This window comes from Yersinia aldovae 670-83 (genome assembly GCF_000834395.1).
In the GTDB taxonomy this organism is placed as follows: domain Bacteria; phylum Pseudomonadota; class Gammaproteobacteria; order Enterobacterales; family Enterobacteriaceae; genus Yersinia; species Yersinia aldovae.
Window position 1 is genome coordinate 2,588,887 of sequence record NZ_CP009781.1, and the last position, 23,276, is coordinate 2,612,162.

A 23,276-nucleotide genomic window follows, 5' to 3' on the forward strand; every position below is an offset into this window, starting at 1 on the left:
AAATGATATTTAAGGATTGTTAGTATAACGGAAATGGAATAAAAAAAGCCCTCCATCATGGAGGGCGAAAGACAGGGATGGTGTCTATGGTAAGGAAAACAGGGTATTACAGGGTACTACTTACTTCTGGGCAGAAGAGGGTTGCGCTGCTGGCATCTGTTGCATTTTCTCAATGCGCTGCTGATGCTTTTGGTTCAAGACAGCTTTTTGCTCTGGCGTGAGCAAGTTAAACATTTGGTTACGAACTTTGGCCATTTCGACCTGACGATCAATCTGCTGCTTAGACATTTTTTCAGCCTGTGCTCTTACAGCAGCTTCGTCGAATTTATCGGCCGTAACCAGTTTGTGCATGGCTTCACGGTCGGCCATATCAAGACGAGGCTGATCTTGGCGAGACTGACGCATCAGGTCACGCATTTGCTGGCGCTGTTGCTCAGTCAGATTGACGCCGTCAAACATGTTATGGTGACCGCGACCGTCTTTCTTATTCATCATCGCACCATCACCGTGGCACCAACCCTCAGTGTCCGCGGCCTTATCGATGGCGAAGGCGGCTGATGAGCCGAGAACTAACATTGACGCCATGATTAACGTTGATACTTTAGTTGCTTTGCGCATCATTTAACTCCAGGGTTCTGAGTGCTGTTCAATTCGCTGCAATGCGATTCAATGAGAAGCAGTCTATCTGCCCGGCTGCAAACAAGCGTCAGTGGATGTAAAACTGGAGTCAGGGCATGTAAAGCTAAGTAAAGTCATGGAATACCGGCAATTGATAACGTATTTTGCGTCAAGAGGAGAAATAATCATGCATAAAATCCTATTAGTTGATGATGATCGTGAACTGACGTCGCTGTTGAAAGAATTGCTGGAAATGGAAGGTTTTAATGTTGTTGTTGCCTATGATGGCGAACAAGCATTAAACCTGCTGGACAGTTCTATCGACTTGTTATTACTTGATATTATGATGCCGCGTAAAAACGGGATCGAAACGTTAAAAGAGTTACGCCAACACCATCAGACACCGGTGATAATGCTGACTGCCCGTGGCAGCGAGCTGGATCGGGTGCTGGGTCTGGAGTTAGGCGCTGATGATTATCTGGCAAAACCGTTTAATGACCGCGAACTGGTGGCGCGCATTCGCGCCATCCTGCGCCGCTCCAATTGGAGTGAACAGCAGCAAAATGTCGATCAGGGTGCGCCAACACTGGAAGTTGATTGCCTGCAATTGAATCCGGGCCGTCAGGAAGCCAGTTTTGAAGGGCAGTCTCTGGAACTGACCGGAACTGAATTTACCTTACTCTACCTGCTAGCCCAGCATCTTGGTCAGGTGGTATCACGCGAGCATCTCAGTCAGGAAGTGTTAGGGAAACGGCTGACACCATTTGACCGCGCGATTGATATGCACATTTCAAACTTACGCCGTAAATTACCAGACCGCAAAGACGGGCTACCGTGGTTTAAAACCCTGCGTGGCCGTGGATATTTGATGGTATCTGAAACATGATTAACAGTTTAACGACGCGAATTTTTGCTATTTTCTGGTTCACCTTAGCGCTGGTTCTGATGCTGGTGTTGATGGTGCCCAAGCTCGATTCGCGTCAAATGACCACTCTGCTCGACAGCGAACAGCGTCAGGGAACGATGCTGGAGCAACATATCGCAGCAGAACTGGCCAGCGATCCTGCCAATGACCTCATGTGGTGGCGCAGACTTTACCGCGCCATCGAGAAATGGGCACCGCCGGGCCAACATCTCATATTAGTGACCACCGAAGGCCGCGTTATTGGTGCCCAGCGTCACGAGATGCAGATTGTACGGAATTTTATCGGCCAATCGGATAACTCGGATCAGCCGAAAAAGAAAAAATATGGCCGCGTCGAGATAGTCGGCCCCTTCTCTATCCGCGATGGAGAAGATAACTATCAGCTCTATCTGATTCGCCCGGCCAGCAGCCCACAATCTGATTTTATTAATCTGATGTTTGACCGCCCGTTGCTGCTGCTGATTGCCACCATGCTAATTAGTGCGCCGCTGCTATTGTGGCTGGCGTGGAGCCTGGCGAAACCGGCGCGCAAGTTGAAAAATGCCGCCGATGATGTGGCGCGAGGCAACCTGAAACAGCATCCTGAATTGGAATCTGGGCCGCAAGAGTTTTTAGCTACGGGAGCCAGTTTTAACCAGATGATCAGTGCGCTTGATAGGATGGTGGTGGCCCAGCAACGGCTGATTTCCGATATCTCTCATGAGTTGCGCACTCCGCTGACCCGCTTGCAACTGGCGACTGCGTTGATGCGCCGTCGTCATGGTGAAGGGAAAGAGCTGGAACGTATTGAAATGGAGGCACAGCGGTTAGATAGCATGATCAACGATTTGCTGGTGTTATCCCGTAGCCAGCATAAAAATGAGTTACATCGTGAACCCATCAACGCTGACGAATTGTGGTCAGATGTGTTGGAAAATGCGCAATTCGAAGCCGATCAGATGGGTAAAACGCTAGAAGTGACCGCACCGCCGGGGGCGTGGACCTTATTTGGCAACCCAGCGGCCCTGGACAGCGCGTTGGAGAATATCGTGCGTAATGCACTGCGTTACTCCAATCACCACATCGCGGTAGCATTCAGCTCGGATAATCAGGGAATCACAATCATTGTTGACGATGATGGCCCAGGCGTTAGCCCGGAGGATCGTGAACAGATATTCCGGCCATTCTATCGCACTGATGAAGCGCGTGATCGGCAATCAGGCGGTACTGGCTTGGGATTGGCGATTGTCGAAACTGCCGTAAACCAGCATCGAGGATGGGTGCGAGCCGAAGATAGCCCGCTCGGTGGTTTGCGTCTTATCATCTGGTTACCGCTACATCCGCTAAAAGCTTAATGCGTCATCTGCTACTCGATCATTACCGATCGAGTAGCACGCTGGCCCTCAAGCTTTTTTCGCCTCTTTCTCCAACAGCCGTTTCTTACGTTCCACGCCCCAGCGGTAGCCTGATAACGCCCCATCCTGGCGAATAACCCGATGACAAGGGATAGCCACCGCCAACATGTTGGCAGCACAGGCTCCGGCGACAGCACGTATCGCTTTCGGCGAGCCAATTTTCGCGGCGATATCAGCATAGCTGGCAGTTCCACCGACCGGGATCTCCCGCAAAGCCTGCCATACCCGCTGCTGGAAGGCCGTACCACGAATATCCAGTGGCAAATCAAGCCCTAGTTGTGGCGCTTCGACCAATCCCACCACCTGCGCCACCCATTGCTCAAACTCGGCATCGCCACCAACTAAATCGGCTTGTGGAAATTTATCCTGCAACTGTTGCACTAACAGCGCCGGTGAGTCGCCCAATAAAATGGCACAGACACCCAGTTCGCTTCTCGCCACTAGAATCGCACCCAGAGAACTTTCGCCCACCGCAAAATACAGCAGGGTGTCACGCCCTCCCTTGCGGTAACGGCTTGGCGTCATCCCCAGCAGTTGATTGGATTGTTCATAAAATCGGCTGTTAGAGTGATATCCCGCAGCAAAAATAGCCTCCGTAACCGAGCCGCCCGTTGCCAGTTGCTTACGCACACGCTCACTGCGGGTAGCACTGGTGTAAGCTTTGGGAGTCAATCCGGTGATGGCTTTAAATAACCGATGGAAATGGAATGCACTGAGATTCAATTGTGCCGCCAGTTCATCCAGCTTGAGGGGCGCTTCAGCTTGCTCAATTAATCGACATGCCTGACTAATTAGTTGGATATGTCGCTGGGCAAGGGGCAACAAATCTGGCTGGCAACGTTTACAGGGACGGTAACCGGCCAATTCAGCCGCGGTGTTATCAGTAAAAAATTCAATATGCGCAGCTTTAGCCTGACGGGATGCGCAAGATGGGCGGCAATAGACCCCAGTGGTTTTTACGGCGTAAACAAACTGACCATCGGCGGTTTTATCGCGGTGAATCATGGCGGCGTGGCGCGAGTCGGTATCACTGCTTATAAGCTTCTTAACTGATGTCATGATGGATACTCCATTACTGCTAGCTGTTGCCGACAGCATACAAAACACCCCGTCATCTCGCTCTCCGCTCCTTGCTTTTAAATTCTTGTTTACAGTGACGGACGGGCAACCGCTGCACTGAGAGCGGGTTTCTGATATCCTGCGCCCCTTATTATTGGGGGACATATGCTTAATATTGTTTTATTTGAACCCGAAATCCCGCCCAATACCGGTAATATTATCCGGTTATGCGCCAACACCGGCTGCCAGCTCCATCTGATCAAACCATTAGGTTTCACCTGGGATGACAAACGCCTGCGCCGCGCGGGTCTTGATTATCATGAGTTTGCCGATATCAAGCATCATCATGATTATCATGCTTTTTTGGACAGCGAGAAACTGGATAGCGCCCAGCCTGCCCGCTTATTTGCCCTGACCACCAAAGGGACGCCAGCTCACAGTGCTGTGAGTTATCAGGTAAATGATTATCTGCTGTTTGGCCCAGAAACCCGCGGCCTACCGCCCACTGTTTTGGATGCATTACCTGCTCAACAGAAAATCAGAATTCCAATGCTTGCCGCCAGCCGCAGCATGAACTTGTCAAATGCAGTGTCAGTGGTGGTATATGAAGCCTGGCGACAACTAGGTTATCCGGGTGCGTTACTGAAAGAGTAGTTTTTTTGACCAAAATATGTCGGCGGTCGGCTGGCAACTCAATAAAAAGGTGTCTATCCAACGTAATTGGAGTTGTAGCAAGGCAGCAAACGAACTCATCCCGATGAGCTTACATAAGTAAGTGATTCGGGTGAGTAAGTGCGGCTAACACAGCTACAGCTTTAAGTACGAAGGATAAGATTAGATGCCGTCGCCGTATTCAAACCCGTGGCTCATCCCATTGAAATGCTGATCCATATCCAACGATGGTTTATCACTCTCAGGTTTACCAACGATTCGAGCTGGCACCCCCGCTGCGGTGGTATGAGCGGGCACGGCCTGCAATACCACTGACCCGGCACCAATTTTGGCACCACGGCCGACTTCGATATTACCCAAAATTTTAGCTCCCGCGCCAATCATCACTCCTTCACGGATCTTCGGATGACGGTCACCGCTAGTTTTACCCGTCCCTCCGAGGGTAACGTTTTGCAGAATGGAAACATCATTCTCAACTACCGCTGTCTCACCAATCACGATACCGGTGGCGTGGTCTAACATAATACCGCAACCGATGGTCGCCGCAGGGTGGATATCCACACCAAAAGCGACTGAGACTTGATTTTGCAAGTAAATTGCCAACGCTTTACGATCCTGCGCCCACAACCAATGGCCGATACGGTAAGCCTGTAAAGCGTGGAAACCTTTGAGGTACAACAACGGCGTCGAGTATTTATCAACCGCAGGGTCACGCAACCGCACCGCCAGGATATCGCGGGCTGCGGAAACAATCATCTGCCCATCAGCACGATAGGCATCTTCTACCACCTCACGGATGGCAATTGCGGGCATGATGGGATTAGCCAGTTTATTCGCCAGAATGTAGCTCAGCGCACTGCCTAAATTCTCATGCTTCAATAATGTGGCGTGGAAAAAGCTAGCCAGCATGGGTTCACACTCAGCCAGTGCTCTTGCTTCTGATTTAATGCTACTCCAGACCAGTTCTAACTCTTCTGATGACATTACGCACTCCTGCCCATAAATAAGCCACTTCAGGGAACGACCAAAGCGGCTATACCCTTACGTCTTGAAGCGCAGCACTATTAGCTGCAACGCCAATGACGTTAGGTATGTAATTATTATTTTATCCCACCGATTAACTTAACCTATCAGATGCCGCTTTTTTCATCTTTTTTGGTCCGACCCAACAAGGTCAGCGCCGCTTCACGGGCATTTTTGTGACAATACAACACCTGATAAATCTGCTCAGTTATCGGCATTTCAACACCATAACGCTGTGCCAATGCCAGAACTTCCTTGGTATTGCGGTAGCCTTCAACCACTTGACCAATTTTATCCTGCGCTTCCTGCACCGCCAACCCTTGCCCCAACATAATGCCGAATCGGCGGTTACGGGACTGGTTATCGGTACAGGTTAGCACCAAATCACCTAACCCTGCCATGCCCATAAAGGTGGAGGGATCAGCGCCCAAAGCGGTACCCAAACGAGTCATTTCAGCCAAGCCACGGGTGATTAACGCAGTACGCGCATTCGCACCAAAACCAATGCCATCAGACATCCCGGCACCAATAGCAATCACGTTCTTCACCGCACCGCCGAGTTGCACCCCGATAAAATCAGGATTGCTATAAACCCGGAAGCTTTTGCCACAATGCAATAGCTGTTGCAGGTCTTCGCTGAACTGCGCATCGGTGGATGCCAGGGCAATCGCCGTAGGCAAACCAGCTGCGAGTTCTTTGGCAAATGTCGGGCCGGAAACCACAGCCAGCGGGATAGTCTCACCCAGCACTTCACGCGCCACATCCGCAAGCAAACGGCCTGTTTCGGCCTCAAGCCCTTTAGTCGCCCAGACAATCCGCGCATCTTTGCGTAAATGCGGTTTCAACTGGTTTAGTACCGCCCCGAAGACATGGCTGGGTACCACTACCAGTACATCACGGCTGGCTGCCAGCGCACGCGCCAAAGAGGTGTCCAGTAGCAGGGTATCAGGGAAAGGAACATCAGGCAGGAAAGCCTGATTACAGCGGTCGTGTTGCAAAACCTGAATATGTTTAGGGTCATGGCCCCATAACACGACGTTATGGCCATTACGCGCCAGCGTAATGGCCAAAGCGGTGCCGTAAGACCCGGCACCGATGACAGTCATTGAAGCAGAAGTGGTGTTCATCAGGCATCCTGACGTTGTTCAGCACCTTCGCCTTCAGCCTGCTGTTGCAGATAGTTCATGAACAGGGCATCAAAGTTTACCGGTGCCAGATTCAGTTGTGGGAAAGTACCGCGAGAAACCAGGCTGGTGATGCATTCACGCGCATACGGGAACAGAATGTTCGGACAATATGCACCCAAGCAATGTGCCAGTTGAGTACCGTCGATACCTGCGATAGAGAAGATGCCGCCTTGCTGAACTTCGCACAGGAATGCAGTTTCTTCACCCAAAGAGGCGGTTACGGTAACACGCAGTACCACTTCATACACATCGTCAGTCAGCTGACTGGAAGCAGTATCAAGATCAAGTTTAACTTCTGGCTGCCAATCCTGCTGGAAAACCTGCGGAGCATTAGGGGCTTCGAAGGAGATATCCTTGGTATAGATACGTTGGATCTGGAAAGCCATCTCTGTGTTGTTTTGTTCTGACATGTGTATAGATACCCTTAGTTAGACGTCTTTAATTAAAATATCACTGCCGCCGTAGGCTCTTTCCATTGATTCAATGGGGCCGACTGACGAGTTAAAGTAGTGGATCCAATCCACCTCGTGCATCCAGGGCATGTAAATCATCACAGCCACCGATATGCTGCCCATCAATAAATATCTGAGGCACCGTTGTCCGCCCGCTGCGCGTAATCATCCCTTCACGCCTGGCCGGAGCATTATCAATTGCGATTTCCTGAAAAGCAGCGCCTTTGGCGTTCAGCAGTGCCTTGGCACGATGACAGAACGGGCAAGTAGCCTTGGTATAAATTTCAATCTTCGCCATGATTAGACCTTAGTTAACGTTATAATTTATTGATAAAGCAAATATAGCTACTACTTACCACCGCGCGCCAATGGCAGATTCTCACCACTCCAGCCAGAGATACCGTCTTTCAAGGTAAATACACGCTCAAAACCGGCTTTATTCAGCAGGTCGGCCGACGCACGGGAGGTTGTTCCCATCGCACAAACTACAATAATAGGCTGTGCTTTGTGCTTTTCCAACTCGCCCAGATTGCCGGTTTTAATGTCGCTCGGCAGCAGGTTAATTGAACTGGCGATATGGCCTTTGCGATAATCATCACGCGTGCGGATATCAACCACAACCGCATCTTCTTTGTTAATCAGACGCGTCGCTTCACCACGGGTAATCTCTTTAACTTTAGAGAGAGAACTTTTGAATGCAGTGAAAATTACGGCGACGAACAACGCCACCCAAGCCAGACTCAAAACCGGATGCTGGCTAATGAATTGCATAATTTCTTGCAACATGGGGGTAAAAACTCCCGTTAGTTAGGGGATAATATTCAAGGTCACAGAGTATACCTGCGCGTTGCGGCAAATACAGCCAATTAGCAAGCACGAGTGCAGAAACTGCGAGCCATTTCGGAAAGTTTTGTCGTCTAAATGATGACAATTACGCAAAACCCCACGTCAATGTTGATCTCTTTGGGCTATTTTTAGCCGGTTTTGTAGTAAATTACAGCCATTCAACATCGATACTTATAAGAAGGTTATGCAATGTCGAGCACTAAAAAACCACTGGTTCTGACTATTCTTGATGGCTACGGTCATCGCGAAGAACAGCAGGATAATGCCATTTTGAATGCTAAAACGCCGGTAATGGATCGTTTATGGCAGCAACAGCCTCATACTTTGATTGCAGCTTCAGGTTTGGCTGTTGGCCTGCCGGACGGACAGATGGGTAACTCCGAAGTCGGTCACGTCAATTTGGGGGCCGGGCGCATTGTTTATCAGGATTTGACCCGCCTGGACAAAGAAATCAAAGACGGTGACTTCTTTACCAACCCGACACTGACCGCAGCCGTTGATAAAGCGGTTAAAGCGGGCAAAGCCGTTCATATCATGGGCCTGTTGTCTGCCGGTGGCGTCCATAGCCACGAAGATCACATTTTAGCAATGGTTGAACTGGCCGCCAAGCGCGGTGCGACGGCTATTTACCTACACGCTTTCCTCGATGGACGTGACACTCCGCCGCGCAGTGCTGAACCCGTACTGAAACGATTCACCGATAAATTTACCGCGCTAGGCAAAGGCCGTATCGCGTCTATTATTGGCCGTTACTACGCAATGGACCGCGATAACCGCTGGGATCGTGTGCAACTGGCCTACGACTTGATGACCCAAGCCAAAGGTGAGTTTACCGCTGATAATGCAGTGGCGGGCCTGCAAGCCGCCTACTCTCGCGGTGAAAATGATGAGTTCGTTAAACCCACGGTTGTTCAGGCCGCAGGCGAACCTGACGCTGCCATGAACGATGGCGACGCGCTTATCTTTATGAACTTCCGTGCTGACCGCGCCCGTCAAATCACCCGCACCTTTGTTAATGCCGATTTTGACGGTTTCAAACGCGAAAAAGTGGTTAATTTCGGCGATTTTATCATGCTGACCGAATACGCTGCTGATATTAAAGTGGCCTGCGCTTACCCACCGGCATCACTGGAGAATACCTTCGGTGAATGGTTGATGAAGCATGACAAAACCCAGCTTCGTATCTCCGAAACTGAAAAATATGCTCACGTCACTTTCTTCTATAACGGCGGCGTTGAAGAACCATTTAAAGGTGAAGACCGTATTCTGGTTAACTCGCCCAAAGTGGCAACCTATGACCTGCAACCTGAGATGAGCTCCGCAGAATTGACTGAAAAACTGCTCGGCGCTATCGGCAGCGGCAAATATGATGTGATCATTTGTAACTATCCAAACGGCGATATGGTCGGCCATACCGGTGATTACGATGCTGCTATCAAAGCAGTAGAAACACTGGATAATTGCATTGAGCAAGTGGTTGCAGCAGTGAAAGCGGTTGATGGCCAATTGCTTATCACCGCCGACCACGGCAATGCCGAGCAGATGCGCGACCCGGCGACTGGCCAGGCTCACACCGCCCACACCAGCCTGCCTGTTCCCCTGATTTATGTCGGCAATAAAGGGGTTAAAGCAGTGGAAGGCGGCAAACTTTCGGATATCGCCCCAACCATGCTGTCACTGATGGAAATGGAAATCCCGCAAGAGATGACTGGTAAGCCGCTGTTCATCGTGGAATAATCCCTCGTTATGAGGGAAAAGGCGTCATTTGCAAAATCAATGATTACGGAAGATGCCATCACCGGCAGCCGAAATACCATTTTTCGGCTGTCAGGTCAGTTTGTGCGTCACCCGTGGTCAGCACTGTACGTCAGCGTTTTTTGCGCTGGCGTATTGCTATTGCCATTATCCGGCATAGCAGCAGAGCCGCCCGCCACGGCAAAAACCGCAGAAAGCAAAAATCAGCTAAAAACTATTCAGCAGGATATTGCCGAGAAAGAAAAAAGTGTTCAGCAACAGAAACAGCAACGCAGCTCACTACTCGATCAACTGAAACAACAGGAAAATACCATCGCTCAGGCCAGTCGCAGCCTGCGTGAAACCCAAGGTACCCTGACGGAGCTGGGTAAAGATGTCTCTGGCCTCACCACCTCGATTGAAAAGCTGCAAAAACAGCAAACTGAACAGAAAAACATCTTATCCAAACAACTCGATGCCGCCTTCAAACAAGGGCAACACAGTGGTTTGCAGCTTATTTTAAGCGGCGAAGAGAGCCAACGCAGTGAGCGAATTCTGGCGTATTTCAGTTATCTTAATGAAGCACGGCAGAAATCCATTGAAGAGCTGAAGCAAACCCGTCTCAAGCTCTCTGCCGAGAAGAAAACGCTAGAACAAAAACAGAATCAACAAAAAGCCTTGCTGGATGAGCAAAAAACTCAGCAGCAGAAGCTGGAACAAGCACGCACCGCACGTAAAAAAACACTGACATCGCTGGAGGCCTCGCTGGAAAAAGATCAGCAAGGTCTGGCAGAATTAAAATTGAACGAAACCCGTTTGCGTGATCAAATCGCCAAAGCAGAACGGGAGGCAAAAGCCCGCGCCGAGCGCGAGGCGAAAGAAGCGGCCCGAGTGCGTGAACAGGTGAAAGCCAAAGAACAGCAAGCCAAGAAAACCGGTTCCAGCTATAAACCGAGCGAAAGTGAGCGCTCATTGATGGCGCGCACCGGTGGCTTGGGTCGCCCTGGTGGGCAGGCTCTCTGGCCGGTTCGCGGCAACGTAACTCATCGCTTTGGTGAATCTTTGCAAGGTGAGTTGCGCTGGAAAGGTATGGTTATCTCCGCGCCGGAAGGCAGCGAAGTGAAAGCGATCGCCGATGGCCGCGTGTTACTGGCTGACTGGCTACAAGGCTATGGCCTGGTGGTGGTTATCGAACACGGCAAAGGGGATATGAGTTTATATGGCTATAACCAGAGCGCGCTGGTCAATGTGGGCGCGCAGGTTAAAGCCGGCCAGCCTATCGCATTGGTTGGCACCAGTGGCGGCCAGGGCGAGCCATCACTCTATTTCGAAATCCGCCGCCAAGGGCAAGCTGTTAACCCACAACCTTGGTTAGGACGATAGCAAACAACGTTAGGGAAATCGTATTGCATTATTTCAACCCACGCCGATTAATTATCTTAAGCACCCTGCTTCTCGCCAGCGCCGCACAGGCAGGTAAACTCTCTATCGTTATTGATGATTTTGGTTACCGCCCCCAAAACGAAAACAAGATTTTACAAATGCCCCTACCAATTTCAGTGGCTATCCTGCCCAATGCGCCTCACGCCAAAGAAATGGCGATGAAAGCCCATAATCAAGGGCGCGAAATTCTGATTCATCTGCCAATGGCTCCGCTGAGCAAGCAACCGCTGGAGCGCGATACATTACAACCATCAATGAGTAGCGAAGAGATTCAGCGCATTATTCGCCAGGCTGTGAATAACGTTCCTTATGCGAAGGGCATGAATAACCACATGGGCAGTGCCATGACCTCCAGCTTGCCTGGGATGCAGAAAGTCATGCAGGCGCTGGAACACTATCAGCTCTATTTCCTCGACAGCGTGACCATCGGCAACAGTCAGGCTAGCCGCGCTGCTGAAGGCACCGGAGTCAAAGTGATTAAGCGCAAAGTCTTTTTAGATGATTCACAAAATGAAGCCGCGATCCGCCAACAATTTAACCGCGCAGTAGAGCTGGCACGCCGTAATGGTTCAGCGATTGCGATTGGGCATCCGCATCCGGCCACGATTAAAGTGCTGCAACAGATGTTGCCTCAATTACCTACCGATATAGTATTGGTCAGACCGAGTGAGCTGCTGAATGAACCGGTACATAATAATAGTGGCAGCGGTACCGTTTCACCGGGCCAGTCTAAACCGCGTGATCCGGCCAAAGGCCAGCGCTTGAAAGCCATCAAACAATGTAATGCCAAAGCCAGTTACGTTCCGGAGAAAATCTACGCCGATAAGATGTTTGTTATCTTAGGCGAGAGCCTGATGCAAAGCCCGGCCGTGACATTTGTTCAGAAGCATTGGCAGCAATATTTCCCGCCAGCAGCACCCGTAACTCCGGTTGAGAAATCGACAGTCGATGAATCTAAAGCTAACAATCCGTAAAATGGGGCAGTCATCACCTGACTGCCCCGCTTTCATCCTTGCAACTTCAAGGCCGAAGGGTATTTTAATCCCAGTTTAATATTACCTTACCCGACTTACCCGAACGCATGGCATCAAAGCCTTGCTGGAATTCATCAATGGAGAAACGATGAGTGATAATCGGGGTTAAATCCAAACCAGATTGAATCAATGCGGCCATTTTGTACCAAGTTTCAAACATTTCGCGGCCATAAATCCCTTTGATAAACAGCCCCTTGAAGATCACCTGATTCCAGTCGATCGACATATCAGACGGTGGTATTCCTAACATCGCAATACGCCCGCCGTGGTTCATTGAACTTAGCAAAGTGCGAAAAGCGGGCGGCGCACCGGACATTTCCAGACCGACATCAAACCCTTCAGTCATACCCAGGTCAGCCATGACATCTTTTAGATTCTCGTTACTGACGTTAACTGCGCGGGTTACACCCATTTTACGCGCCAGGTCCAAGCGGTATTCATTCACATCAGTGATAACAACATGACGAGCGCCGACATGCTTACACACCGCAGCAGCCATGATACCAATCGGGCCGGCACCGGAAACTAATACATCTTCACCGACTAAATCGAATGACAGCGCGGTATGCACCGCATTACCGAAGGGGTCGAAAATAGCGGCTAATTCATCAGAGATATTGTCTGGGATTTTGAATGCATTGAAAGCAGGAATAACTAAATACTCGGCAAAAGAGCCAGGACGATTAACACCAACGCCCACCGTATTGCGGCACAAATGAGTACGACCACCACGGCAATTACGGCAATGGCCGCAGGTAATATGGCCTTCGCCAGACACCCGGTCACCAATATTAAAACCTTTTACTTCCTGACCAATAGCGACGATTTCACCCACATACTCGTGACCGACCACCATCGGAACTGGGATGGTTTTTTGCGACCATTCATCCCAGTTATAGATGTGCACATCAGTACCACAAATAGCGGTTTTGCGAATTTTGATCATGATGTCATTGTGACCCAGCTCAGGCACTGGTACATCAGTCATCCAAATCCCTTCTTCTGCTTTCAGTTTGGCCAACACTTTCATAGATGATGCTTTCATGAACATTCCTTACGCAATAACGTTAAGCTGTTTGCCAATACGAATGAAGGCTTCAACAGCCTGCTCAACCTGCTCTGGCGTATGATCGGCTGACATCTGGGTGCGGATCCGCGCCTGACCTTTCGGCACCACCGGATAGAAGAACCCGGTGACGTAAATCCCTTCTTTCAGCAGCGCATTGGCAAATTCTTGCGCTAATGTAGCGTCACCCAACATCACAGGGATGATGGCATGATCGGCACCGGCTAAGGTGAAACCGGCGGCACTCATTCTTTCGCGGAATAGACGAGCATTCGCCCATAAGCGATCACGCAGTTCAGCACCGTTTTCCAATAGCGATAACACCTTAATTGAGGCCGCTACTATTGCTGGAGCCAATGAATTTGAGAACAAATAAGGCCGTGAGCGTTGACGTAACCACTCAATAACCTCTTTGCGACCAGCAGTATAGCCACCCGATGCGCCACCCAGCGCTTTGCCCAAGGTACCGGTGATAATATCAACACGACCCATCACTTCGCAGTATTCATGAGTACCACGGCCATTAGCCCCCACAAAACCCACGGCATGGGAGTCATCGACCATCACTAATGCCTGATACTCATCGGCCAGGTCACAAACACCTTTCAGATTAGCAATGACGCCATCCATTGAGAACACGCCGTCGGTTGCTATCATAATATGACGCGCACCGTCTGCTTTAGCCTGCTTTAGTTGGGTTTCCAGTTCGCTCATATCGTTATTGGCGTAACGGTAGCGCTTGGCTTTACATAACCGCACACCATCGATGATGGACGCATGATTCAGCGCATCAGAAATAATGGCATCCTCTGGCCCAAGCAGGGTTTCAAATAAACCGCCGTTAGCATCAAAACAAGAGGAATAAAGGATGGCATCGTCCATACCGAGGAAATCAGCCAGCTTCTGTTCCAGAACTTTATGAGTATCTTGGGTGCCGCAGATAAAACGCACCGAGGCCATACCAAAGCCATGCGTATCCATGCCTTGTTTAGCCGCCGCGATCAATTGCGGATGGTTTGCCAGACCCAAATAGTTATTGGCACAGAAATTAATGACATGGCGACCATCCGCCACAGCAATATCAGCTTGCTGCGCAGACGTAATTATCCGCTCGTTTTTATACAGTCCTTCAGCACGGGTCGTTTTGAGTTGCTGTTCTAATTGCTGATAAAAAGACTCTCTATCAAATGGCAGGGACATGCGTTTATCTCCAGAATGGGCAATTTCACACGACATTTTACTGATTAGTCGGTGAACTGACGAGGAACCTTGTCTTATATTGTGAAAAATGCAGCACATATCACGGTGAACAATCCTAAAGCCGCATAGAAACAGAGAGATTAGCCCCCTTGCGGCTGTGCGCTATCCTATGAAATGTTATGATATCGCCAAATAGAGTGTGGGGCATTGTGTCCGACCAACAAAATTAGCAAGGGTGAACCTGATGATTATCGTCACTGGCGGCGCTGGTTTCATTGGCAGTAATATCGTTAAGGCACTGAATAATATCGGTTATAAAGATATTTTGGTCGTTGACAACCTGAAAGACGGTACCAAATTCGTCAATCTGGTTGACCTGGATATCGCGGATTACATGGATAAAGAAGATTTTGTTGCCAGTATTGTTGCTGGTGATGATATGGGTGATATCGATGCTATTTTCCACGAAGGTGCCTGTTCTTCCACCACCGAGTGGGATGGCAAGTACATGATGGATAACAACTATCAGTATTCTAAAGATATCCTGCACTTCTGTCTGGATCGTAGTATTCCATTCTTATATGCCTCTTCCGCAGCCACTTACGGCGGGCGTACCGATAACTTTATCGAAGATCGTCAATACGAGCAGCCACTTAACGTTTATGGCTATTCCAAATTCTTGTTCGATCAGTATGTGCGTGAGTTGTTACCACAAGCTGAATCACAAATTTGCGGCTTCCGTTATTTCAACGTTTATGGCCCGCGCGAAGGTCATAAAGGCAGCATGGCGAGCGTCGCTTTCCATCTGAATAACCAGATCAATGCGGGCGAAAACCCTAAATTGTTCTCTGGCAGCGAAAACTTTAAACGTGACTTCATTTATGTAGGCGATGTTGCAGACGTGAATCTGTGGTTCTGGCAAAACGGCGTTTCCGGCATTTTCAACTGCGGTACTGGTCGGGCGGAATCGTTCCAGGCGGTTGCCGATGCAGTGGTGGATTTCCACCAAAGTGGGCCGGTGGAATACATTGAATTCCCAGAAAAACTGAAAGGCCGCTATCAGGCATATACGCAAGCTGATCTCACAAATTTGCGCGCTGCCGGTTACGATAAGCCGTTCAAAACCGTCGCCGAAGGCGTAAAAGAATATTTGGCCTGGCTCAATCGCTCAGTCTAAGTCACTTGCTGCAAGGAATTGATAAACGGTATGAAAATACTGGTCATTGGCCCTTCATGGGTTGGCGATATGATGATGTCGCAAAGTCTTTACCGCACCCTGAAGGCCAAATATCCGACAGCAGATATTGATGTGATGGCACCCGCGTGGTGCCGTCCACTTTTGGCCAGAATGCCGGAAGTTCGCCATGCCGTCCCGATGCCGTTAGGTCATGGGGTTTTTGCTTTTGAGGAGCGTCGCCGCTTAGGGTTGGCCTTGCGTGAAACAGGCTATGATCGTGCTTACGTGTTACCAAACTCGTTTAAATCTGCGTTGATACCTTATTTTTCAGGGATTAAACAGCGCACTGGCTGGCGTGGCGAGATGCGCTACTTCTTGCTCAATGATATGCGCATTCTGGATAAAGAAGCCTTCCCGCTGATGGTTCAGCGCTACGTGGCACTGGCCTATGATAAAGAGCAGGTGCACTCTGCGGCAGATTTACCGCAGCCGCTACTGTGGCCCAAATTGCAGGTGGATGACGACGAAATTGTCGCGGCTACCGCGTCATTCAATCTCACCGGCAGCCGCCCTATTGTTGGTTTTTGCCCTGGCGCAGAGTTTGGCCCGGCAAAACGCTGGCCACACTACCACTATGCAACACTGGCACAGCAACTGATAAACAAGGGTTATCAGGTAGCGCTATTTGGTTCAGCAAAAGACAATGAAGCAGGTGAAGAAATTCGCCAGACACTGAGCGAAGATGAGCGCCAATTCTGCCTTAATCTGGCCGGCCAGACCTCACTTGAACAGGCGGTAGTTCTGCTCGCGGGTTGTCGTGCGGTGGTCAGCAATGACTCCGGTTTAATGCATGTCGCGGCAGCCTTGGATAAACCACTCGTTGCCTTGTATGGCCCAAGCAGCCCGGACTTCACCCCGCCGCTGTCCGATAAAGCCACGGTTATCCGCCTGATTACGGGTTATCACAAGGTACGCAAAGGCGATAGTGCGCAGGGTTATCATCAAAGCCTGATTGATATTCAGCCAGAACAAGTGATGGCAGCGCTTGAGAAGCAACTATCCGCGCCAAAACACGTTGTCAGCGAGGCCGATTAATGCATGTATTGATCGTTAAAACCTCTTCTATGGGCGATGTTTTACATACATTGCCCGCATTGACAGACGCGATGCGCGCTATTCCAGACATTCGCTTTGATTGGGTGGTCGAGGAAGGTTTCAGCCAGATCCCCAGTTGGCACCCTGCGGTAGATAAAGTCATTCCGGTGGCGATCCGCCGTTGGCGCAAAAACTGGTTTGGCAGTGATACTCGTCAGGAACGCTGTGATTTTAAACGTATTGTGCAGCAACGCAGTTATGATGTGGTGATTGATGCGCAGGGGCTGATTAAAAGTGCCGCGCTGATTACCCGCATCGCTAAAGGGACAAAACATGGCCCAGACTGCAAAAGTGCCCGCGAGCCATTTGCCAGTTGGTTTTATAACTGCCGCCATGAGATTGACACCAAACAACATGCGGTTGAGCGTACACGCCAACTGTTTGCCAAAAGTTTGGGTTATGACAAGCCAGAAAGCTACGGTGATTATGCCATCGCTCAACGCTTTTTAAACCAGTTACCTGCCGATGCAGGCCAGTATCTGGTGTTCCTCCATGCGACAACCCGAGACAGCAAACATTGGCCTGAGAGCCATTGGCTGCAACTGATCGAGCAAGTCCAACCTACCGGCTTAAAAATCAAGTTACCTTGGGGCGCGGAGCATGAGCATCAGCGAGCCTTGCGGTTAGCGGAACAATTCCCGCATGTTGAGGTATTACCCAAACTCACGTTGCAGCAAGTTGCGGAAGTCCTGGCAGGTGCAAAAGCGGTGGTTTCTGTTGATACTGGACTCAGCCATCTGACCGCTGCACTGGATCGCCCCAATATCACGCTGTTTGGCCCAACAGATCCCGGCTTGATTGGGGGTTATGGGCAAAACCAGATTGCGGTTATATCCGAGCAAAAAAGTATGGATAGCCTTACGGCTGAGACTATTATGACCAAATTGAAAGTGCTCATTTCATAAGTGATCGTTATTTATTTTCAGCCATTTTGAGGCTTTAAAAATAGAGCCAAGCGTTGTTTAGCGTAAACAGAATGGTAATGGAAGAAAATCGGCTCTGGTTAATGCTTGAGTCGATTGTTCTATGGGGTGTTTTGTTGCTTATTGTCGGGGGGAATATCATTGCAGTTGGATATTCCTATTTGAGATTAGTGAGGATACATAAATATAATTAATCATTCTCAAATTAATTAGGACATCCTGTATACCTACATTCTACCAAGATCTATTACTCTCTTTTTCGTGTTACTTAATTAATTGATCAATACAACGACAATAGTTCTCATCTAGTCATGCAGGGTTTCAATAAATTCACGCGAACTTTCTGAAATCATTTAACAAGTTATACTCTTTTGGTGAATAGCCAGACCGCATGTTGACCACGCTATCCCCGATGCCGAAAAGAGCCTTTCTTGCTCAGATATGGTATTATTCTTAATAATCCATATAAATGAAATTGATAGAATGTTGCTGCGTTTATATCAGGTACTACTCTACCTTATCCAACCTTTGATTTGGCTGCGTTTGTTATTACGTAGCCGTAAAGCCCCCGCTTATCGCAAGCGCTGGGGGGAGCGTTATGGTTTTTGTGCCGGTAAAGTCGTGGCAGGCGGCATCATGCTGCATTCAGTTTCAGTCGGTGAAACTCTGGCTGCCATTCCATTGGTCAGGGCATTACGTCACCGCTACCCATCTTTGCCCATCACTGTCACCACCATGACACCTACCGGCTCTGAACGTGTCCAATCTGCCTTCGGCAAAGATGTTCATCACGTTTATTTGCCTTATGACCTTCCCGGTTCCGTGAATCGTTTTCTTGATCAAGTTAATCCTAAGCTGGTTATCATTATGGAAACCGAGCTTTGGCCTAATCTTATCAATGCCTTGCATCGCCGTAAGATCCCGCTGGTGATTGCCAATGCGCGTCTTTCTGCCCGTTCAGCCATAGGCTACAAAAAAATCGGCAGTTTCATGCGCCAAATGCTGCAACGAATCACCCTGATTGCCGCGCAGAATCAGGAAGACGGTGATCGTTTTATTGAGTTAGGGCTAAAACGCTCACAGCTCACGGTAACGGGCAGTCTAAAGTTTGATATTTCGGTAACACCTGAGTTAGCCGCCAGAGCCGTAACATTACGTCGCCAATGGGCACCTCATCGGCCGGTCTGGATTGCCACCAGCACCCACGATGGCGAAGAAATCCTCTTACTGGAAGCACATCGTCAATTGTTACAGCGTTTCCCCACACTGTTGCTAATTCTTGTGCCTCGCCACCCAGAACGGTTCCCGAAGGCGATTGAACTGACACAGAAAGCAGGCTTGAGTTATACGTTACGTAGCAAAGGGGAAGTGCCTTCAAGCAGCACGCAGGTGGTAATTGGCGATACGATGGGTGAACTGATGTTGCTTTATGGCATCGCAGATTTAGCTTTCGTTGGTGGTAGCTTGGTTGAACGTGGCGGTCATAACCCACTTGAAGCGGCAGCACATGCCATCCCAGTGCTAATGGGGCCGCATACGTTTAACTTTAAAGACATCTGTGCCAAGCTGGAACAGGCTGAAGGATTGATTACTGTCACCGATACGTTATCGCTGGTAAAAGAAGTCACCATGCTGCTGACTGATGAAGATTGCCGCCTCTATTATGGCCGCCATGCGGTTGATGTTTTGCATGAAAATCAGGGCGCTTTGCAACGGTTATTACATCTACTGGAGCCTTACCTGCCACAACGGAGCCACTAAATGAGCGCCAAAAAACGTCTTTCGGTGGTGATGATTGCCAAAAATGAAGCCTCACTGCTGGCCGACTGTTTGGCATCCGTAGCCTGGGCCGATGAAATAGTGGTTCTGGATTCCGGCAGTAAAGATGAAACGCTCGCCATTGCCCAGCAGCAGGGTGCCAAGGTCTACAGCAATACCGATTGGCCGGGTTATGGTAAACAGCGCCAATTAGCCCAGCAGTACGCCAGCGGCGATTATATTTTAATGCTGGATGCCGATGAACGTGTAACACCCGAGCTTAAAGCCGCAATTGACGCGGTACTGATGGCACCAGAAGACGGTGCCGTTTATAGCTGTGCGCGGCGTAATCTGTTTTTAGGCCGATTTATGCGCCACAGTGGCTGGTATCCCGATAGGGTCACTCGCTTATATCCACATCATAAATTCCAATACAACGATAATTTAGTCCACGAATCACTTAACAGCGGTTCCGCAAAAGTCATCCCACTGAATGGTGATTTATTGCATCTGACCTGTCGTGATTTCTTTGCTTTTCAACGCAAACAACTTAGTTATGCCGAAGCGTGGGCCACTCAACGCCATCAGCAAGGTAAAAGTTGCAGCTACTTCTCTATTCTCAGCCATACTCTCGGGGCATTCTGTAAAACGTGGTTATTCCGTGCCGGTTTCCTTGATGGCAAACAAGGTCTGTTGCTGGCGGTCGTCAACGCACAGTATACCTTTAATAAATATGCGGCTCTGTGGGCATTGAGCCACCAAGATCAGAAAAGTGAGAAGCCATGACCACTAAAGCCATTTACCCAGGGACATTTGACCCTATCACCAACGGTCATTTGGATTTAGTCACGCGTGCCTCGGCGATGTTCAGCCAGGTGATTCTGGCTATCGCCGATAGCGCCAGCAAAAAACCCTTATTTACACTGGCGGAACGAGTGGCACTGGCAAAAGAAGTGACCGCGCCGCTGAAAAATGTCGAGGTATTAGGATTCAGTGAATTGATGGCTGAGTTCGCCAAAAAGCAAGACGCCAATATTTTGGTGAGAGGCTTACGCTCAGTGTCAGATTTTGAGTATGAATGGCAGCTCGCAAATATGAATCGCCACCTGATGCCAAAGCTAGAAAGTGTCTTTCTGATGCCATCAGAGAAATGGTCATTTATCTCTTCCTCGCTGGTGAAGGAAGTGGCACGTCATGGTGGTGATATCACGCCGTTTCTCCCTGCACCGGTCACCAAAGCGCTAATGGCCAAACTGGCCTGACTCTTTATTCGCATTGGCATTACAGGTAGCGGCCTCATAGAAACGAGGCCCGAGCCACGGCTTAAAGTGCTAAGGGTATACGGTTAATGCTGGCAGTGACGGCAAAAAAACGTGCTGCGCTGCCCATGCTTTGCAATCTCAATCAAATGCCCACAGCGGCGGCAAGGCTCGCCTGCTCGCCCGTACACCTGCAACTCCTGCGCAAAATACCCCGGTTTACCATCTGACTGTAAAAAGTCGCGTAATGTGGTGCCCCCCTGCTCAATAGAGTGCAATAACACCGCTTTTATCGTTGCCACCAATTGGATGGCCTCAATTTTGGTTAACGAACCAGCAGCACGTTCTGGCAAAATACTCGCAGTGAAAAGCGATTCACTGGCATAGATGTTACCCACCCCGACCACCACTTTGTTATCCATCAGCCACTGTTTTATCACAGTACGTTTATTGCGTGATTTATCAAACAGGTAATCAGCAGTAAATTCATCACCCAAGGGTTCCGGCCCTAAATGGGCGAGTACGCTACTGGTTTCAAGATCTTTTGCCCATAGCCAGGCTCCAAAGCGCCGTGGATCGGTATAACGCAATATTTTGCCATTACTTATCACTAAATCGACATGATCATGTTTTGCAGCTTCAGTTTCTTCAGACAAGATCCGTAAGCTGCCCGACATCCCCAGATGGACGATAATCCAGCCGGTCACCAATTCGATAAGTAAATACTTTGCCCGGCGCTGAACACTTAGTACCCGTTGATCGCTCAATGCCAGAATTTCATCGGATACAGGCCAGCGTAAGCGAGCATTTCTGACTACGGCATAAAGAATGGTCTGACCGACAAGATAGGGTTCGATCCCGCGTCGGCTGGTCTCAACTTCTGGTAATTCAGGCATGTCACCTCCCTAAACGTATCTCACTGGATTTTATATAATAAAAAACCCGGCCGAGGCCGGGTTTTCTTAATCCACCAAAATTAAAATTATTTAATTTTAGCTTCTTTGTAGATCACATGTTGACGGACAACTGGATCGAATTTCTTCAGTTCCAATTTTTCCGGCTTAGTACGCTTGTTCTTCGTAGTGGTATAGAAGTGACCAGTACCAGCAGAAGAAACCAGCTTGATCTTCTCGCGAACACCTTTAGCCATGATTCAGTTCCTTAATACTTCTCACCGCGGGTACGAAGTTCGGCCAAGACCGTTTCGATACCCTTCTTATCAATAACACGCATACCTTTAGCAGATACACGCAAAGTTACAAAGCGCTTCTCGCCCTCAACCCAAAAACGGTGAGAGTGAAGGTTCGGCAGAAAACGGCGTTTGGTCGCGTTCATTGCGTGGGAACGGTTGTTACCGCTCACCGGGCGCTTGCCAGTAACTTGGCAGACTCGGGACATGTCTATTCTCCAAAAATCAAATCAGCTCGAGCTTCGTATAGGATTTGGCCGCCTCGTCAGGCTTTAGAGCCCATCTCAGCAAATTCACTGAGAAGACTCACTGTCATCAGGTCAGAACCCCCCTGTCACCAGGCTATAAACCTGCTGAGATAGGCTCTTCACGCCAAACCCAAGATTCTCAAAGGTGGCGTAGTATACGCTCTGAAGCGTAAGTGCTCAAGTCCCGAACAGCTAAAGATCCCGAAAGGATCAATTATTATTGCTCTAAAGCCATCCGCGTTCAGCAAATGAGACACATTCACCCCGGCCAACCACTAAATGATCGAGCACTCGAATATCTAATAATGAACAGGCTTTTATCACCTGCGTAGTCATCAAACGGTCGGCTTGGCTCGGTTCAGCCTTACCCGAAGGATGATTATGCGCCAGAATCAGCGCGGCGGCATTAACCTTCAGCGCTTCACGCACAATTTCTCTCGGATGAACCTCAACGCTGCTGATGGTACCAGTAAACATCTCCTCATGGCGAATAACACGATGCTGGTTATCCAAAAACATCACTAAAAAAATCTCTCGTTCACGATGAGAAAGAATATTTTGTAGGAACTTTTGCGTAATTTCGGGGTTTTGCAGAACACTTTCCCGCATCAAGTGAGATGAAAAACAGCGACAGGCTAGTTCGGCAATGGCCTGAATTTGGCTGTATTTAGATGTACCAATCCCTTTTTGGGCAGATAATGTCTGATAATCCGCAGATATCAGCCCATGAAGTGAACCGAACTCTTCAATCAAATATTCAGCCATCCGCATGACATGCATTCCCGGAATACCCGTACGCAGAAAAATAGCGAGTAACTCGGCATCGGTCAGTACAGCAGCACCATATTTAAGCAACTTCTCCCTTGGGGCAATCGGCCCATACCACTTTTCCATCCCTTGACTCCTGTTGTCCT

At 49.3% G+C, this 23,276-nt stretch carries 25 protein-coding genes; 12 read left to right on the top strand and 13 right to left on the bottom strand.

Going from position 1 to position 23,276, the window contains the following annotated elements:
* Positions 1 to 120: 120 nt before the first annotated feature.
* Complete coding sequence (gene cpxP / locus AT01_RS11775; RefSeq protein WP_042547281.1) at positions 121 to 618, bottom strand: cell-envelope stress modulator CpxP; 498 nt, start codon at positions 616 to 618, stop codon at positions 121 to 123.
* A 187-nt stretch (positions 619 to 805) separates the two neighbouring features.
* Here cpxP and cpxR point away from each other — a divergent pair, with 187 nt between their 5' ends.
* Together cpxR and cpxA are read left to right on the top strand one after the other, a co-directional pair.
* Complete coding sequence (cpxR, locus tag AT01_RS11780; protein ID WP_004876941.1) at positions 806 to 1,504, top strand: envelope stress response regulator transcription factor CpxR; 699 nt, start codon at positions 806 to 808, stop codon at positions 1,502 to 1,504.
* The gene (cpxA, locus tag AT01_RS11785; protein ID WP_042547282.1) at positions 1,501 to 2,877 is read left to right on the top strand and encodes an envelope stress sensor histidine kinase CpxA; all 1,377 of its coding nucleotides are present in this window, start codon (positions 1,501 to 1,503) and stop codon (positions 2,875 to 2,877) included. The genes cpxR and cpxA overlap by 4 nt, the downstream gene beginning before the upstream one ends.
* A gap of 48 nt (positions 2,878 to 2,925) precedes the next feature.
* Here cpxA and ada read toward each other — a convergent pair whose 3' ends face one another.
* On the bottom strand, positions 2,926 to 3,996 hold the full coding sequence (gene ada, locus AT01_RS11790; RefSeq protein WP_082039599.1) for a bifunctional DNA-binding transcriptional regulator/O6-methylguanine-DNA methyltransferase Ada: 1,071 nt from the start codon (positions 3,994 to 3,996) through the stop codon (positions 2,926 to 2,928).
* A gap of 165 nt (positions 3,997 to 4,161) precedes the next feature.
* Here ada and trmL point away from each other — a divergent pair, with 165 nt between their 5' ends.
* Positions 4,162 to 4,650 carry a tRNA (uridine(34)/cytosine(34)/5-carboxymethylaminomethyluridine(34)-2'-O)-methyltransferase TrmL gene (gene trmL, locus AT01_RS11795; RefSeq protein ID WP_004705053.1) on the top strand — a complete coding sequence of 163 codons (489 nt, stop codon included), beginning with the start codon at positions 4,162 to 4,164 and terminating at the stop codon, positions 4,648 to 4,650.
* Positions 4,651 to 4,830: 180 nt separating this feature from the next.
* On the opposite strand, the gene cysE is transcribed toward trmL, so the two are convergent.
* From cysE to AT01_RS11820, 5 genes are all read right to left on the bottom strand, one after another.
* Positions 4,831 to 5,652 carry a serine O-acetyltransferase gene (gene cysE, locus AT01_RS11800; RefSeq protein WP_004705056.1) on the bottom strand — a complete coding sequence of 274 codons (822 nt, stop codon included), beginning with the start codon at positions 5,650 to 5,652 and terminating at the stop codon, positions 4,831 to 4,833.
* Positions 5,653 to 5,798: 146 nt separating this feature from the next.
* Positions 5,799 to 6,818, bottom strand: coding sequence for an NAD(P)H-dependent glycerol-3-phosphate dehydrogenase (gene gpsA / locus AT01_RS11805; protein ID WP_004705059.1), 1,020 nt, complete (start codon positions 6,816 to 6,818; stop codon positions 5,799 to 5,801).
* Complete coding sequence (gene secB, locus AT01_RS11810; RefSeq protein ID WP_042547284.1) at positions 6,818 to 7,288, bottom strand: protein-export chaperone SecB; 471 nt, start codon at positions 7,286 to 7,288, stop codon at positions 6,818 to 6,820. The genes gpsA and secB overlap by 1 nt, the downstream gene beginning before the upstream one ends.
* 91 nt (positions 7,289 to 7,379) lie before the next feature.
* Positions 7,380 to 7,628: a glutaredoxin 3 gene (gene grxC, locus AT01_RS11815; protein WP_042547285.1), complete on the bottom strand. Its 249-nt coding sequence runs from the start codon at positions 7,626 to 7,628 to the stop codon at positions 7,380 to 7,382.
* 50 nt (positions 7,629 to 7,678) lie between these two features.
* Positions 7,679 to 8,116 (bottom strand): rhodanese-like domain-containing protein, encoded by a 438-nt coding sequence (locus AT01_RS11820; protein ID WP_042547286.1) that lies wholly within the window; start codon positions 8,114 to 8,116, stop codon positions 7,679 to 7,681.
* A 249-nt stretch (positions 8,117 to 8,365) separates the two neighbouring features.
* On the opposite strand from AT01_RS11820, the gene gpmM reads away from it, so the two are divergent.
* Genes gpmM through AT01_RS11835 form a run of 3 tightly spaced genes read left to right on the top strand, consistent with a single transcriptional unit; the run spans position 8,366 to position 12,327 of the window.
* Positions 8,366 to 9,913, top strand: coding sequence for a 2,3-bisphosphoglycerate-independent phosphoglycerate mutase (gene gpmM / locus AT01_RS11825; protein WP_042547287.1), 1,548 nt, complete (start codon positions 8,366 to 8,368; stop codon positions 9,911 to 9,913).
* 9 nt (positions 9,914 to 9,922) lie between these two features.
* A complete protein-coding gene (envC, locus tag AT01_RS11830) occupies positions 9,923 to 11,293 on the top strand; it encodes a murein hydrolase activator EnvC (RefSeq protein ID WP_042547288.1) in 1,371 nt (456 codons plus the stop codon).
* Between the two features lie 23 nt (positions 11,294 to 11,316).
* Positions 11,317 to 12,327, top strand: a complete 1,011-nt coding sequence (locus AT01_RS11835; protein ID WP_042547289.1) for a divergent polysaccharide deacetylase family protein — start codon at positions 11,317 to 11,319, stop codon at positions 12,325 to 12,327.
* Positions 12,328 to 12,391: 64 nt separating this feature from the next.
* On the opposite strand, the gene tdh is transcribed toward AT01_RS11835, so the two are convergent.
* Both tdh and kbl read right to left on the bottom strand, forming a co-directional pair.
* The gene (tdh, locus tag AT01_RS11840) at positions 12,392 to 13,417 is read right to left on the bottom strand and encodes an L-threonine 3-dehydrogenase (RefSeq protein WP_042548606.1); all 1,026 of its coding nucleotides are present in this window, start codon (positions 13,415 to 13,417) and stop codon (positions 12,392 to 12,394) included.
* A gap of 24 nt (positions 13,418 to 13,441) precedes the next feature.
* The gene (kbl, locus tag AT01_RS11845; protein ID WP_042547290.1) at positions 13,442 to 14,653 is read right to left on the bottom strand and encodes a glycine C-acetyltransferase; all 1,212 of its coding nucleotides are present in this window, start codon (positions 14,651 to 14,653) and stop codon (positions 13,442 to 13,444) included.
* A 244-nt stretch (positions 14,654 to 14,897) separates the two neighbouring features.
* Here kbl and rfaD point away from each other — a divergent pair, with 244 nt between their 5' ends.
* The 6 genes from rfaD (at position 14,898) to coaD (ending at position 20,928) form a co-directional block, all read left to right on the top strand.
* Positions 14,898 to 15,830 carry an ADP-glyceromanno-heptose 6-epimerase gene (gene rfaD / locus AT01_RS11850; RefSeq protein ID WP_042547291.1) on the top strand — a complete coding sequence of 311 codons (933 nt, stop codon included), beginning with the start codon at positions 14,898 to 14,900 and terminating at the stop codon, positions 15,828 to 15,830.
* 30 nt (positions 15,831 to 15,860) lie between these two features.
* Positions 15,861 to 16,925, top strand: coding sequence for an ADP-heptose--LPS heptosyltransferase RfaF (rfaF, locus tag AT01_RS11855; RefSeq protein WP_042547292.1), 1,065 nt, complete (start codon positions 15,861 to 15,863; stop codon positions 16,923 to 16,925).
* Positions 16,925 to 17,890: a lipopolysaccharide heptosyltransferase RfaC gene (gene rfaC / locus AT01_RS11860; protein WP_042547293.1), complete on the top strand. Its 966-nt coding sequence runs from the start codon at positions 16,925 to 16,927 to the stop codon at positions 17,888 to 17,890. The genes rfaF and rfaC overlap by 1 nt, the downstream gene beginning before the upstream one ends.
* A gap of 501 nt (positions 17,891 to 18,391) precedes the next feature.
* A complete protein-coding gene (gene waaA / locus AT01_RS11865; protein ID WP_042547294.1) occupies positions 18,392 to 19,669 on the top strand; it encodes a lipid IV(A) 3-deoxy-D-manno-octulosonic acid transferase in 1,278 nt (425 codons plus the stop codon).
* On the top strand, positions 19,670 to 20,452 hold the full coding sequence (locus AT01_RS11870; RefSeq protein WP_042547295.1) for a glycosyltransferase family 2 protein: 783 nt from the start codon (positions 19,670 to 19,672) through the stop codon (positions 20,450 to 20,452).
* Positions 20,449 to 20,928 carry a pantetheine-phosphate adenylyltransferase gene (coaD, locus tag AT01_RS11875; protein WP_042547296.1) on the top strand — a complete coding sequence of 160 codons (480 nt, stop codon included), beginning with the start codon at positions 20,449 to 20,451 and terminating at the stop codon, positions 20,926 to 20,928. Before AT01_RS11870 ends, coaD begins: the two co-directional genes overlap by 4 nt.
* 83 nt (positions 20,929 to 21,011) lie before the next feature.
* On the opposite strand, the gene mutM is transcribed toward coaD, so the two are convergent.
* The 4 genes from mutM to radC form a co-directional block, all read right to left on the bottom strand.
* On the bottom strand, positions 21,012 to 21,821 hold the full coding sequence (mutM, locus tag AT01_RS11880; protein WP_042547297.1) for a bifunctional DNA-formamidopyrimidine glycosylase/DNA-(apurinic or apyrimidinic site) lyase: 810 nt from the start codon (positions 21,819 to 21,821) through the stop codon (positions 21,012 to 21,014).
* 86 nt (positions 21,822 to 21,907) lie between these two features.
* Positions 21,908 to 22,075 carry a 50S ribosomal protein L33 gene (gene rpmG / locus AT01_RS11885; RefSeq protein WP_004392084.1) on the bottom strand — a complete coding sequence of 56 codons (168 nt, stop codon included), beginning with the start codon at positions 22,073 to 22,075 and terminating at the stop codon, positions 21,908 to 21,910.
* Between the two features lie 11 nt (positions 22,076 to 22,086).
* Complete coding sequence (gene rpmB / locus AT01_RS11890) at positions 22,087 to 22,323, bottom strand: 50S ribosomal protein L28 (RefSeq protein WP_019213058.1); 237 nt, start codon at positions 22,321 to 22,323, stop codon at positions 22,087 to 22,089.
* 264 nt (positions 22,324 to 22,587) lie between these two features.
* Positions 22,588 to 23,256 (bottom strand): RadC family protein, encoded by a 669-nt coding sequence (gene radC, locus AT01_RS11895; RefSeq protein ID WP_004705091.1) that lies wholly within the window; start codon positions 23,254 to 23,256, stop codon positions 22,588 to 22,590.
* Positions 23,257 to 23,276: the final 20 nt, after the last annotated feature.

What these genes read in the sequence shown, in the direction of transcription:
- cpxP (WP_042547281.1), bottom strand. Translation starts at nt 618, where the DNA reads ATGCGCAAAGCAACTAAAGTATCAACGTTAATCATGGCGTCAATGTTA.
- cpxR (WP_004876941.1), top strand. Translation starts at nt 806, where the DNA reads ATGCATAAAATCCTATTAGTTGATGATGATCGTGAACTGACGTCGCTG.
- cpxA (WP_042547282.1), top strand. Translation starts at nt 1,501, where the DNA reads ATGATTAACAGTTTAACGACGCGAATTTTTGCTATTTTCTGGTTCACC.
- ada (WP_082039599.1), bottom strand. Translation starts at nt 3,996, where the DNA reads ATGACATCAGTTAAGAAGCTTATAAGCAGTGATACCGACTCGCGCCAC.
- trmL (WP_004705053.1), top strand. Translation starts at nt 4,162, where the DNA reads ATGCTTAATATTGTTTTATTTGAACCCGAAATCCCGCCCAATACCGGT.
- cysE (WP_004705056.1), bottom strand. Translation starts at nt 5,652, where the DNA reads ATGTCATCAGAAGAGTTAGAACTGGTCTGGAGTAGCATTAAATCAGAA.
- gpsA (WP_004705059.1), bottom strand. Translation starts at nt 6,818, where the DNA reads ATGAACACCACTTCTGCTTCAATGACTGTCATCGGTGCCGGGTCTTAC.
- secB (WP_042547284.1), bottom strand. Translation starts at nt 7,288, where the DNA reads ATGTCAGAACAAAACAACACAGAGATGGCTTTCCAGATCCAACGTATC.
- grxC (WP_042547285.1), bottom strand. Translation starts at nt 7,628, where the DNA reads ATGGCGAAGATTGAAATTTATACCAAGGCTACTTGCCCGTTCTGTCAT.
- AT01_RS11820 (WP_042547286.1), bottom strand. Translation starts at nt 8,116, where the DNA reads ATGTTGCAAGAAATTATGCAATTCATTAGCCAGCATCCGGTTTTGAGT.
- gpmM (WP_042547287.1), top strand. Translation starts at nt 8,366, where the DNA reads ATGTCGAGCACTAAAAAACCACTGGTTCTGACTATTCTTGATGGCTAC.
- envC (WP_042547288.1), top strand. Translation starts at nt 9,923, where the DNA reads ATGAGGGAAAAGGCGTCATTTGCAAAATCAATGATTACGGAAGATGCC.
- tdh (WP_042548606.1), bottom strand. Translation starts at nt 13,417, where the DNA reads ATGAAAGTGTTGGCCAAACTGAAAGCAGAAGAAGGGATTTGGATGACT.
- kbl (WP_042547290.1), bottom strand. Translation starts at nt 14,653, where the DNA reads ATGTCCCTGCCATTTGATAGAGAGTCTTTTTATCAGCAATTAGAACAG.
- rfaD (WP_042547291.1), top strand. Translation starts at nt 14,898, where the DNA reads ATGATTATCGTCACTGGCGGCGCTGGTTTCATTGGCAGTAATATCGTT.
- rfaF (WP_042547292.1), top strand. Translation starts at nt 15,861, where the DNA reads ATGAAAATACTGGTCATTGGCCCTTCATGGGTTGGCGATATGATGATG.
- rfaC (WP_042547293.1), top strand. Translation starts at nt 16,925, where the DNA reads ATGCATGTATTGATCGTTAAAACCTCTTCTATGGGCGATGTTTTACAT.
- waaA (WP_042547294.1), top strand. Translation starts at nt 18,392, where the DNA reads ATGTTGCTGCGTTTATATCAGGTACTACTCTACCTTATCCAACCTTTG.
- AT01_RS11870 (WP_042547295.1), top strand. Translation starts at nt 19,670, where the DNA reads ATGAGCGCCAAAAAACGTCTTTCGGTGGTGATGATTGCCAAAAATGAA.
- coaD (WP_042547296.1), top strand. Translation starts at nt 20,449, where the DNA reads ATGACCACTAAAGCCATTTACCCAGGGACATTTGACCCTATCACCAAC.
- mutM (WP_042547297.1), bottom strand. Translation starts at nt 21,821, where the DNA reads ATGCCTGAATTACCAGAAGTTGAGACCAGCCGACGCGGGATCGAACCC.
- rpmG (WP_004392084.1), bottom strand. Translation starts at nt 22,075, where the DNA reads ATGGCTAAAGGTGTTCGCGAGAAGATCAAGCTGGTTTCTTCTGCTGGT.
- rpmB (WP_019213058.1), bottom strand. Translation starts at nt 22,323, where the DNA reads ATGTCCCGAGTCTGCCAAGTTACTGGCAAGCGCCCGGTGAGCGGTAAC.
- radC (WP_004705091.1), bottom strand. Translation starts at nt 23,256, where the DNA reads ATGGAAAAGTGGTATGGGCCGATTGCCCCAAGGGAGAAGTTGCTTAAA.